At 71.7% G+C, this 11,747-nt stretch carries 9 protein-coding genes; 3 read left to right on the top strand and 6 right to left on the bottom strand.

Annotated features, from left to right (window positions below; all coding sequences use genetic code 11):
- Positions 1-67 precede the first annotated feature (67 nt).
- On the bottom strand, positions 68-1,588 hold the full coding sequence (locus ACZ4M3_RS08065; protein ID WP_467730743.1) for a hypothetical protein: 1,521 nt from the start codon (positions 1,586-1,588) through the stop codon (positions 68-70).
- Positions 1,589-1,696: 108 nt separating this feature from the next.
- Between ACZ4M3_RS08065 and ACZ4M3_RS08060 the strand changes: the two genes are divergently transcribed.
- Positions 1,697-2,236: a WcaF family extracellular polysaccharide biosynthesis acetyltransferase gene (locus ACZ4M3_RS08060; RefSeq protein WP_467730742.1), complete on the top strand. Its 540-nt coding sequence runs from the start codon at positions 1,697-1,699 to the stop codon at positions 2,234-2,236.
- Positions 2,233-3,372 (top strand): glycosyltransferase, encoded by a 1,140-nt coding sequence (locus ACZ4M3_RS08055; RefSeq protein ID WP_467730741.1) that lies wholly within the window; start codon positions 2,233-2,235, stop codon positions 3,370-3,372. The genes ACZ4M3_RS08060 and ACZ4M3_RS08055 overlap by 4 nt, the downstream gene beginning before the upstream one ends.
- Positions 3,373-3,392: 20 nt before the next feature.
- Here the strand turns inward: ACZ4M3_RS08055 and ACZ4M3_RS08050 are convergent, their stop codons facing one another.
- From ACZ4M3_RS08050 to gmd, 4 genes are all read right to left on the bottom strand, one after another.
- Positions 3,393-3,611 (bottom strand): hypothetical protein, encoded by a 219-nt coding sequence (locus ACZ4M3_RS08050; RefSeq protein WP_329198438.1) that lies wholly within the window; start codon positions 3,609-3,611, stop codon positions 3,393-3,395.
- Between the two features lie 127 nt (positions 3,612-3,738).
- The gene (locus ACZ4M3_RS08045; protein WP_467730740.1) at positions 3,739-4,416 is read right to left on the bottom strand and encodes a hypothetical protein; all 678 of its coding nucleotides are present in this window, start codon (positions 4,414-4,416) and stop codon (positions 3,739-3,741) included.
- A gap of 97 nt (positions 4,417-4,513) precedes the next feature.
- Positions 4,514-7,297: a CBM96 family carbohydrate-binding protein gene (locus ACZ4M3_RS08040; RefSeq protein WP_467730739.1), complete on the bottom strand. Its 2,784-nt coding sequence runs from the start codon at positions 7,295-7,297 to the stop codon at positions 4,514-4,516.
- A gap of 246 nt (positions 7,298-7,543) precedes the next feature.
- Positions 7,544-8,557 (bottom strand): GDP-mannose 4,6-dehydratase, encoded by a 1,014-nt coding sequence (gmd, locus tag ACZ4M3_RS08035; RefSeq protein ID WP_467730738.1) that lies wholly within the window; start codon positions 8,555-8,557, stop codon positions 7,544-7,546.
- A gap of 361 nt (positions 8,558-8,918) precedes the next feature.
- Between gmd and ACZ4M3_RS08030 the strand changes: the two genes are divergently transcribed.
- The gene (locus tag ACZ4M3_RS08030; RefSeq protein WP_467730737.1) at positions 8,919-9,872 is read left to right on the top strand and encodes a GDP-L-fucose synthase family protein; all 954 of its coding nucleotides are present in this window, start codon (positions 8,919-8,921) and stop codon (positions 9,870-9,872) included.
- 52 nt (positions 9,873-9,924) lie between these two features.
- Here the strand turns inward: ACZ4M3_RS08030 and ACZ4M3_RS08025 are convergent, their stop codons facing one another.
- Complete coding sequence (locus ACZ4M3_RS08025) at positions 9,925-11,409, bottom strand: sugar transferase (protein WP_467730736.1); 1,485 nt, start codon at positions 11,407-11,409, stop codon at positions 9,925-9,927.
- Positions 11,410-11,747 lie beyond the last annotated feature (338 nt).

Genomic DNA, 11,747 nt, shown 5'->3' with positions numbered 1-11,747 from the left:
TCAGGATTCCGCGGCACGCCGGCGGGGCTGGACTTGCCGGCCCCGCCGGCGTTTGCGGCGCGGGCCGTCAGCGGAGGCGGGCCGACTTGTCCTCGCGGAACGTCGCGACCAGCGCCAGGCAGAGGCCCGCTATCGCCACCCGTCCCGACGCCTGGAGCAGCGGACCCCGCAGCAGGATGAAGGAGTAGCCCGCCACCAGCGGGACCACCACCGAGATCAGGCTCCCCGGCGGCGACCGCCTGGTGGCCCGCTTCGCGTACCGGCGGTCCACCCGGGCCGCGGCGTAGCCCATCCCCAACAGCCCCGCACCCATCCCCAGCGGCCCGAAGTCGACCCACAGCTCCGCCCAGACCGGGGACGAGAGGTTGGTGTTGACCGTCCCCATCCACTCCCCGATCATCACGCCCGTGTCCTTCGGCTTGCCCGGCCACACCGACCTCGGCACCGCGAAGAACACCGACCCCGCGAGCTGGCGCCCGTACAGATGGCCCGGGCCCGAGTTCGAGTAGGTGATGGTGTTCGCGAACATGCCGATCTGGTCGTAGTCCTTCAGGGCCATCGGCTCCAGGAAGGACGTCGTCTCGACCGGCTTGTAGTTCTTCTCGTCGTACCGGAAGCGGTCCGCGAACGGGAAGACCAGCAGCGCGACCACCACGGCCATCGACAGCGCCACCCGGTACATCGCCGCGCTCACCGGGAAGACCGTGAACAGCAGCGCGAACATGACCGTCAGGAACCAGTAGCGCGGGTTGGAGATCGGGTTGTTGACCACCACGTTCAGCAGCGCGAGCGCCCCCCACGTCACGATGATCGACACCTTGCGGCGGGCGTACTTCGAAGTGATCAGCCAGCGCGTGTACAGCAGCAGCGCCAGCAGCGCCGGTACCGTGCCGAAGCCGCGCAGCAGGGCCTGGCCCGCCTGGCCGTCGCCGTTGGAGACGCCCGCTTCCTCGATGCCCGCGATGATCTCCTGCCGACTGGAGAAGAAGACCGCCGGGCCGCCCAGCTTCATGATGAACGCCGCGCTGCACAGGAAGGCGAGCCCGGTGAGCAGTTGCAGGCGCCGCCGGTGGGCCATGACCGGCCGCTTCTCCTTCTGGGCGCCACCGCCCGCGCGGCCCGTCGGCCGGTGCCGGGCCAGCAGCACGCCGACGTCGAACGCGGTACAGCCCAGCAGGACCAGACCGATCGCGGTGGTGAGGTCGTAGCGGGGGCCGACGACGGGGGTCGGGACCCGGCCGAGGACGGCCTGGGCGAGCGGGGCCACGCCCATCGCCATGTAGACGAAGAGCCAGAACGAGCCCTGGAGCAGCTTGCGCCGACTGGTCAGGACCATCGCGGACAGCCGGGCGCCCGCGTACATGGTGAGCAGCAACTGGAGCCAGAACGCGGCGTCGTGCGGACCGTCGCCGGGCTGGATCGCGACGAAGAGCGGCAGGAAGACGGTGAACCCGAGGATCAGCGGGACGGACAGCGCACGCGAGAGCAGGGTGCGCGGGGCGGTGACCCGGCCCCACTGCGCCTCGTCCCGCGGCGCCGGTGCCGGTGCCGGTACCGCGACAGGGGGCCTGCGTATGTCCGTTGCCACTGCCGCCCCCACCCCATGTGCCTGGTCCGCGCGCAGTCTAGTCTGAGCGGGCTGCGCCCGGGGAGGCGCGGCGGGGTGGCTGTCGGGGGCGGACGATGGGGGCGACTGTTGCGTGATCTTCCTTCCTTCACGCTGGCCGGGTACGACAAGGGGCGCGGACTGCTGACGCAGGCGCTCTGGTTCGCCGTGATGAACACGCTCTTCATGGCGTGGTTCTGTCCGGCCCGGCTGCGCGTCGCGCTGCTGCGCGCGTTCGGCGCCCGGATCGGCGAGGGCGTGCTGATCCGGCACAAGGTGCGGGTGCTGTGGCCGTGGAAGCTGACGGTCGGGGACCACGCGTGGATCGGTGAGGGCGCCTGGCTGCTGAACCTGGAGCCGGTGACCATCGGTGCGAACGTGTGCGTCTCCCAGGAGGCGATGTTGTGCACCGGTTCGCACGACCACCGGGCCGCCGACTTCCGTTACCGCAACGCGCCCATCGTCGTGGAGGACGGGGCGTGGGTGGCGGTACGGGCCACCGTGCTGGCGGGCGTGACGATCGGGCGGTGCGCCGTGGCGGGCGCCGGCGCGGTGGTCCACCGGGACCTGCCCGAGCTGACCTTGCAGACCCAGGACGGGCGGCGCCGCCCGGTGGAGGAGCCCAAGTGAGTGCCGCGCTCAGAGTCCTGCACGCCGTGACCCTGCACTCCCCCTCGCACGCCTTCGGCGGGCCCGTCCGGGTCGCGCTGAACCTGGCCAAGGGGCTGCGGGCGCGCGGCCACGAGGCCCGGCTGCTGGCCCTCGGCGAGGGGTTCCCCGATCCGTGGCCGACCGACGTGGAGGGCGTGCCGGCGAAGCTGTTCCCGGCGCGCAGGCTGCTTCCGCTGGGCTTCAGCGGGATGACCTCGCCGGCGCTGCTCGCCTCCGCGGGGCGGCTGGTGCGCGACGCGGACGTGGTCCACGTCCACCTGGCCCGCGACCTGGTGACGCTGCCGGTGGCGCTGGCCGCGCTGCGGGCCCGCAAGCCGCTGGTGCTCCAGACCCACGGGATGGTGGACCCGAGCGGGAAGCTCCTGGCCAAGGTGCTGGACGCGGTGGCGGTACGCCGGGTGCTGCGCGGGGCGGACGCGGTGCTGTACCTGACCCCGCACGAGCGGGCGGGGCTGGACGCGGTGGTGGGGCCGCCCGCGCTGGCCTCGGCGGTACGGCTGGTCAACGGCACCCCGGCGCAGGAGGAGCGCCCGGCCCCGGCCGGGGCGCCGCGCATCCTGTACTCGGCGCGCCTACAGGCCCGCAAGCGGCCGGTCGACTTCGTGGACGCGGCCCCGGCGGTGCTGGCGGCGCATCCGGACGCGGAGTTCGTGGTGGCGGGGCCGGACGAGGGCGAACTGGCGGCGGTCCGGGCGCGGATCGCCGCGCTGGGGCTGTCGGACCGCTTCACGGTCCCCGGGGCGCTGTCCGGCGCCGAGGTGCTGGCGGAGCTGCGCCGGGCCCACGTGTACGTGCTGCCGTCGGTGGAGGAGCCGTTCCCCATGTCGGTGCTGGAGGCGCTGGCGGTGGGCGTGCCCGCGGTGGTGACCCACTCCAACGGTCTGGCGCGGGACATCGCCGCGGCGGGCGCCGGGCGGGCGGTGGAACCCGGTCCGGCGGGGGTCGCGGAGGCGGTCCTCGCCCTGCTGGACCCGGACGCGAACCGCTCGGCCTCCGTCGCCGCCCGGAGGCTGGCCGCGGAGTCGTTCTCGATGGACTCGGTAGTGGACACCCTCCTGCCGGTGTACGGGGCGGCTCGCGGCGCGGGGGCGTGACAGCTCCCCCGCGCGGCGCGTCAGATGATGTCGCGGCCGCGTTCCTCGACGACCGGGAGCACCCCGGCGGCGCGGCGGCGGCGCAGCACGCTGGAGTACACGGCCAGGCCGATCGCCCCCGCCGCCATCATGATCAGGCCGACGAGAGGGAGGTTGACGCCCTCCATCCGCCAGTCGCTCGCGAAAGTGAGGATGGCCCCCACCACGATCAGGGCTATGCAGCCGCCGATGCCTCGCATGTCAACTCGCCTCCACGTTCGTGGTCTTGTGACGGCGCGAGTACCCCGGACCCGGACGTGGAAACGCCCCCGCGGCGGTGGCACTGCCCGCGGGGGCGTTCTCGTACTCGTCCGGTACGGCCGTGGCCTATGCGGGGATCCAGGCGTAGCAGGCCGTCGAGTTGAACTCGGCGGTGCCCGCCGGGATGGTCGCCGTGATCTTGTCGCCGGCCTTGGGCGGGGTCGCGGGGCCCGAGGCGAGGACCGCGCCGTCCTTGCCCTTGGCCTCCCAGGAGCAGGTGGTGCTCTGGGTCAGCGCCCGGTAGGTGCCCGGGGCGGGCGACTGCCGAACGCCGTCGCCGAAACCCTTCTCGGCGGCGTCCAGCAGCGGCTTCTGCTCCGGGCACAGGAACGGGATGGCGTCCTTCGCCCCCGGGATCTCCCCGGCGACGATGGCCCCGGTGGCCGCGTCCTTGTCGTGCTTCGCCGTGCGCTCCACCCGCTGGCAGGACTCCTGGCCCGTCTGGAGGACGGCCGCGGGATCCATCTTCTCCGGGACCCGGCCGCTGAGGTACTTCCTCTCCGTCTCGGTGAAGGTGCCCGTCTTCGGGGTGAGTTTCGCGTCGGGGAGCACCGGACCGGACGGCTTGGCGCCGGCGGTGGCGGGCGCCGCCGGGCTGTCGGCCGGGTCCGGCGCCGAGGAGGCGGCGGGCGGCTTCGGCTTGCCGGCCGCGGCGTCGGCCTTCCCGCCGCCGTCCGAACTGCAGGCGGTCAGGGTCAGGGCGGCGGCCAGCAGAACAGCCGCCGCTGCGGAACGTCGGTACATCAGGGGGCTCCCGTACTTGCCGGTGGTGGAGAAAGGAGTACGGGGCCTGCCGCCCGGGCAGGCCCCGTACTCCGTCAGGCGGGTGGTGCCTCGGCCGTTACTTGGGGCCGAAGGTGAGGACCAGCTGCGGCGCGGCGTCCGCGGCCGTCGCCTCCGCGGACCAGAGCCACAGCGGGTCGGTGCCCGTGCTCGTCAGGGCCATGCTGTAGCCGTTGGTGCCCAGCACCGCGGAGACCGCGGCGGTGTCCAGTTCGACGTTCTGGACCGCCGAGCCGTCCGGCACGCCCGCGATGGATCCGAGCGGGGTGGTACCGAGGGTCGGCTTGGTGTTGAACGTCGTGCCCGCGGCGCTCCAGGTACCGGTGACCGGCACCACGGACACGGTGTCGGCGGTACCGGCACCGGTCTGCGTCGTGGTCTTGACCTGGAGCGAGGCCGCCTTGAGGACCGTCCCGGCCGGAGCGGCCGGCAGGTTGAACCGCAGGTACGTCTCGTACGCCGAGGTGCCGCGCACCGCGAGCGAGGTGGACGTGCCGTAGGCCTGGCCGGGGGCGCCCTGGTTGATGTAGGTGTCCTCGGTCGTGACGACCTTGGAGACCGTGTCGGTGGGGGCCTTGGCGAGGTCGTAGTGGTTCTTGACCTGGGCCTGGGTCAGCGCCGTCGGGTAGACGGCCGTCTCGTCGAGCTGCCCGGCGAAGAAGTTGCTCGTCGGACGGTTCGGCCAGCTGCTGAGGTTGTCGCCGCCCACGTGCCAGAAACCGGCGTAGGAGACGGAGTTGGAGACGCTGTTGGAGTCCTTCCGCTGGCCGTCGACGTACAGCGTCATGCCGCCCGGACCCTGCGTACCGACGACGTGGTGCCACTTGTTGTCGTTGTACGTGTCGAACAGCCCGGTGGAGATGGTCCGGGCCGAGCCGTTGTACACGCCGAAGACCAGCCGGCCCGTGTTGGTCATGTACAGCTGCTTGTCGTACGAGCCGCTGCTGCGGTCGGTGTTGTTGCCGAAGCCGATCAGCTTGCCGCCGCGGGTGGTGTTCGTCTTGAACCAGGTCTCGATGGTGTAGCTGCTGCCGACCGTCTGGCGGTGGTCGCTGTACACCTGCTGGCTGGTGCCGTTGAAGCCCATCGCGGTGCTGGCGCCGGAGACGGCTCCGGGCGTCTGGCGCAGGGCCGGGGCGTTCAGCTGGATGCCGCTGGTGTTGCCGTCCACCGAGGAGTCGGCGACGTAGGGGCTGACGGTGTCGTCGTAGCGCCAGTACAGGTTGGCGCCGTCCGCGCGGACCTGGTTCGGGTACGACTGGACCGAGGCGGGCACCGTCACCGAGGCGGTGGCCGACAGCGCGCTGGTGTTGCCGGCGGCGTCGGTCGCGGTCACCCGGTAGGTGTAGGACTGGCCGGCCTTGACGGTGGTGTCGGTCCAGGAGGCCTGCTGCCGCTCGAACTCCAGGGAGTCGGCGGTCATGGTGTGCGCGGGGGTGGACGAGCCGTTGCGGTAGATCCGGTACGTCAGCTTGCTGTCGTCCTCGTCGTAGCTGGTGCGCCAGCGGACCTGGACCTCGCCGGGCTTGACGCTCGCGGCGCTGGCGACCGGGGTGGTCGGTGCGCCGACGTCACCGGTGGAGGCGAAGCGGGTCAGGCCCTGCTGCGCGACCCCGTTGACGGTGGTGAACTCGCCGCCGACCCACATGTACTTGGTGTCGCCCTTTTCCGCGACGGCCATCACGCGCGGGCCGATGCCCTCGCCGAGGCCGTCGTTGGTGTCGGGGAACCAGCCGAGCTTGCGCGGGGAGGCAACGAAACCGTCCACCGGAGCGGGGGGCGTGCCCTGGTAGTCGGTGGGCTGCGCCAGCAGGTGGTGCCGGCGGCCGTCGGGGTACTCGCCGTTGAGGGAGCAGTCGTGGGCGTGCGAGGAGCTGTAGAGCACTCCGTCGTACGGCAGGACGAACTGGGTCGCGCCGAGGCAGCGGTCCCGCCACTTCTCGCTGAAGTCGCTGAGGTTGAGGCCGATGCGGCCGTCGAAGACACCGCCGCCGGAACCCTCGTTGCCCGTGTAGAACCCGGTGGCGTCGGTGGCGATCGACTTGACGACGGAGTTGGACGGGATGGTGCTGTACGTCTTGGCGACGGCGCCGGTGGTGGCGTTCACGACCGCCAGGGCGTGCGTGTTCTGGCCGTTGACGGTGAAGAAGTCGCCGCCCAGGAGGACGTTCTTGCCGTCGGGGGTGACCGCGACCGCCCGGCCGGGCTCGTCGGCGTTGGCGGTGAAGGGCTTGAGCGCACCGGAGGTGGCGTCGACCGCGGCGAACCGCTCGCGGGTCTGGCCCTCGACGGTGGAGAAGTCGCCGGCCGCGTACAGCGTGTCGTCGCTGACGGCGAACGCGCGCACGGTGGCGGGGAAGCCGGGGTGGAAGGAGGCCTTGGGGGTGCAGGTCTCGATGTCGATCGCGGCGGCGCTGGAGACCGGCGTGCCGTTGACGGCGCCGAAGTAGCCGCCCGCGTAGAGGGTCTTCTTGTCCTTCGAGACGGCCAGCGTGCGGACGGTCGCGCTGCCGTCGCCGACGGTGAAGGCGAGCTTGCAGGAGGTCGGGGCGCCCGTCGCGGCGTCGAGCGCCACGAAGTTCACCGCTTCCTGCTCGGTGCCGCTGCCGCTGCCGTCCGGCGGGCGGACCGCCGAGAAGGTGCCGCCGGCGAAGACCGTGCCGCCCGCCTGGGCCATCGCCCAGACGATGCCGTTGGGCTGCCAGGTGGGCAGCTCGTCGGCGGTGAATGCCACGGGAGGCGTGATGGCGGACGCCTCGGGCATCAACACCAGGCCTATACCGGTGCCGGCACCGGCCAGTGACAGGACGAGGGCAGCAGTCAGCCCTCTGGATCTACGCATGGGCCCCCCAGGGCAATCGCCCGGTTTGATGGCTGGAACTATCCGATCAGCCATATGTACTGGCGCAGACTAGGGCTCACGCGAGGGCCCGGTCACCTCACTTGACCCATTGCATACCAACTTGGAATCAACGGGTTCGGCACGGAGGGCGCACGGCGGACATACGGCGGGTGTGCCCCGGTCACCCGGCAGGGACCTGCACGGTATGACCGGGACACGGCAAAGCGTAGGCGAAATATAAGGCCTCTAGCGGTCGATGCGGACGGTCACGCCCGCCAGTTGGTCCTCGACCTGGCGGACGTCGGCGTCGACCATGATCCGGGCGAGTTCCGCCACCAGGACCGTCGGCTTCCAGCCGAGGATCTCCTGCGCCTTGGAGGCGTCGCCGATGAGTGCGTCGACCTCGCTGGGACGCTCGTACTTGGGGTCGTAGCGCACGTGCTCGGTCCAGTCGAGGCCGGCGTGGCCGAAGGAGGACTCGACGAACTCGCGGACGGTCGCGGCGACGCCGGTGGCGACCACGTAGTCGGTGGGCTCGTCCTGCTGGAGCATCCGCCACATGGCGTCGACGTACTCCGGCGCGTAGCCCCAGTCGCGGACGGCGTCGAGGTTGCCGAGGTAGAGGTGGTCCTGGAGGCCGGCCTTGATCCGGGCGACCGCGCGGGTGATCTTGCGGGTCACGAAGGTCTCGCCGCGGCGCGGGGACTCGTGGTTGAAGAGGATCCCGTTCACCGCGAACATGTCGTAGGCCTCGCGGTAGTTCACCGTGGTCCAGTACGCGAAGACCTTGGCGGCCCCGTACGGGCTGCGCGGGTGGAACGGGGTCAGCTCGTTCTGCGGCGGCGGGGTGGAGCCGAACATCTCCGAGGACGAGGCCTGGTAGATCCGGGTGTCCACGCCGCTCGCCCGGATGGCCTCCAGCAGGCGCAGCGCGCCGAGGCCGGTGACGTCACCGGTGTAGAGGGGCGCGTCGAAGGAGACGCGGACGTGCGACTGGGCGCCCAGGTTGTAGACCTCGTCGGGGCGTATGTCGCGGAGCAGGTTCACCAGGGCGACGCCGTCGGACAGGTCGGCGTGGTGCAGCACGAGGGAGCGGTTCTCGGTCTGCGGGTCCTGGTAAATGTGGTCGATCCGCTCCGTGTTGAAGCTGGAGGACCGCCGCACGAGCCCGTGCACCGTGTAGCCCTTGGCGAGCAGGAGCTCGGCGAGGTACGAGCCGTCCTGCCCGGTGACGCCGGTGATCAGTGCGGTCTTGCCCATGTGGGGTCCCCCTGGTTGTCGTTGCGGTCTGTCGTGCCGGCCGGCGGTCTTCCACCGGCCCTGTCGAGGCTGCGCCTCATGGTGTGCGGCGGGCCCGCCGCGCCGTGGAGGGCGGCGGCCCGGAGTGCGGAGCCGGAGGGCCCGCGGCCGCGGCGCGCCCGAGGCCGCCGACCCGGCCCCGGGGGGCCGGATGGGTACCGTACACGCCCGTTCCGGAACCGCCTCCCCACATCCGCCCCTTACCGCCCCGGTCCGGGCGGCACCCGCCCCGGTACGCCCCGCCCCCTCGGAACCGCGGCCCGCGGGCGGGGGCGGCCCCTCCCCCGTAAACCCGCGGCGGCGGACTGGCATCATCGGCGGTATGACAAGTTCGCTGCCGCTCCTGCCCCCGCACGCCCGCGTCTTCGTCGCCGGCCACCGCGGCCTCGTGGGGTCCGCGGTCGCACGGCGGCTGACCGCCGACGGCCACGAGGTGTTCACCCGCAGCCGCGCCGAGCTCGACCTGCGCGACGCCGCCGCGACCGAGGCGTACCTGCGGGACGTCCGCCCGGACGCCGTGGTGCTGGCCGCCGCCAAGGTCGGCGGGATCATGGCCAACAGCACCTACCCGGTGCAGTTCCTGGAGGACAACCTCCGGATCCAGCTCAGCGTCATCGCCGGGTCGCACGCCGCCGGGGTGGACCGGCTGCTGTTCCTCGGCTCCTCCTGCATCTACCCGAAGCTGGCCCCGCAGCCCATCAGCGAGGACGCCCTGCTGACCGGCCCGCTGGAGCCGACGAACGAGGCCTACGCCCTCGCCAAGATCGCCGGGATCGTGCAGGTCCAGTCGTACCGCAAGCAGTACGGCGCCTCGTACATCTCGGCCATGCCCACGAACCTGTACGGCCCGGGGGACAACTTCGACCTGGAGTCCTCGCACGTCCTGCCCGCGCTGATCCGGCGTTTCCACGAGGCCGCGGCCGAGGGGCGCGAGGAGGTGACCCTGTGGGGGTCGGGCACCCCGCGCCGCGAGTTCCTGCACGTCGACGACCTCGCGGCCGCCTGCGCCGTGCTGCTGGAGCGTTACGACGGCGACGAGCCGGTCAACATCGGCTGCGGTGAGGACCTCACCATCAAGGCACTGGCCGAGACGGTCGCCGAAGTGACCGGCTTCGAGGGCCGGCTCGCCTGGGACACCGCCAAGCCCGACGGGACGCCCCGCAAGCTGCTGGACGTCACCCGCCTGACCTCGCTGGGCTGGAAGCCGGGCATCGCGCTGCGCGACGGCATCGCGTCCACCTACCGCTGGTGGCTCGACTCGCAGACCTCGCCCTGATCGCAAGGCCGGCCGCGACGCCGGACGCGGGGCTGATCGCAAGGCCGGCCCCTCAGTACGCCCCGCGACCGTCTACGACGGCGCGGAGCGTACGGCCCATGACGTCGACGTCGCTGGTGAAGGACCAGTTGTCGACGTACTGCAAATCGAGCTGAATCGTTTCGTCCCAGGACAGGTCCGACCGTCCGCTGATCTGCCACAGGCCCGTCATGCCGGGGCGCACGTTCAGCCGGCGCAGCTCGGTCTCGTCGTACCGGGCCACCTCCTCCGGCAGCGGCGGACGCGGGCCGACCAGCGACATGCTGCCCGTCAGTACGTTGAACAGCTGCGGCAGTTCGTCCATCGAGGTCCGGCGCAGCAGCCGGCCCACCCGGGTCACCCGGGGGTCCCGGCGCATCTTGAACATCAGGCCGTCGTTCTCGTTGGCCCCCGCCAGCTCGGCCTTCAGCCGGTCGGCGTCCACGACCATCGTGCGGAACTTCCACATGACGAACGGGACCCCGTCGCGGCCGATCCGGTGCTGGCTGTAGAAGGCCGGTCCGCGCGAGCTGAAACGTATCGCCAGGACGAGCGCGAGGAAGACCGGCGACAGCAGCAGCAGGCCGACGGCGGCGCCCGCCCGGTCCAGCGCCGACTTCAGCAGCGGCTGCACTCCCCTGCGCACGGGCGGCGCGATCCGCAGCACGGCGAGGCCGCCCGCGGAGAGGGTCTCCAGGCGTTTGACGGATATCTCCACCAGACCGGGGAAGACGGCCAGTTCCAGCCCGGCGTCGTGCAGCGCCCAGGCGACCCGGCGCAGCCGCTCCCCGGCGATCCGCACGCCCGGGGCGACGAGCACCAGGTCGGCGTGGTGGCTGCGGACGGCGCCGAGCACGGCGGCGGCGTCGGCGCCGGGGCCGTGCGGGGTCGCGTCCAGCCGGGTCGCGACGGGTACTCCGCTGTCGAGTCGTCCTTCACCGACCGGGACGACACCGACGACGACGTAAGGGTGGTCGGTGCGCGAGGCGAGGTGCGCGATCACGCCTTCGGCCGCCTCGGGTTCGCCGACGACCAGGACCCGGCTGACCGCCTGGGCCTCCCGGCGGGCGGCGGAGAGGTGGCGGTAGGTCAGCTTGTGACAGGCGACGGTGATGAGCAGGGCGGGCAACAGCGCCCCCAGCGCCGCCAGTCGCGGGGTGCTCTCCCCGGTCAGCACCCGGGCGACGGCGAGGACACCGATCAGAATCAGCCAGTCGTGGAGAACGGGCAGCACACCGCGGGACTCACCGAGCACCCGGGCCGCGTACCGTCGGCGCAGCGTCTGAACCGCGGTCCACCCGAGGGCCGCGCCGACGGCGCAGTAGACGGGCCGGGCCTGCTGCGCCGCGTCGAAGACGAGCCCGACGGGAACCGCCGCGCCCAGGAAGTCGGCCGATACCGCTGCGGGAAGGTACCAGCGAGCCTTGTCGCCGAGCCGGCGCGGAGGCGCGGACATCGACGCGGTCGGATCAACGGCCGTCCCGGCCACTCTTTGCGCAGGAAAATGGACATGCCTCATGGGCCCCCCTGGCACGTGGTCTATGACAGTGGCGTGTGCCCGCGGCTTCCCCTGGCGACGGGCATCTGACGCACCGGGAAACAGTACGACAAACACCCGTACGTTTAATGCCGTTCGCGTTAACGGAGCTTCTCGTTGTCCAAGTGTTAGCAACTGGCATCTGCTGTTCCGGATGGCTCGCCCTTCCCTTCTCATACACAAGTGAATGGTTCGGATACCGGATACGTCTCTTCGGACAACGGACTGTTTCCGGCCAACATTTTGATGTGGCCCTGACATCGACGCCCGCAGGTGACACTCTTCGACCGTTCATCGCACAGCCCTGATCTGCCCGGAGG

This window comes from Streptomyces sp. NPDC026522, from assembly GCF_055567555.1.
The sequence above is the reverse complement of the archived record's forward strand: the minus strand, read 5'-3'. Positions and strand labels throughout refer to the sequence as shown.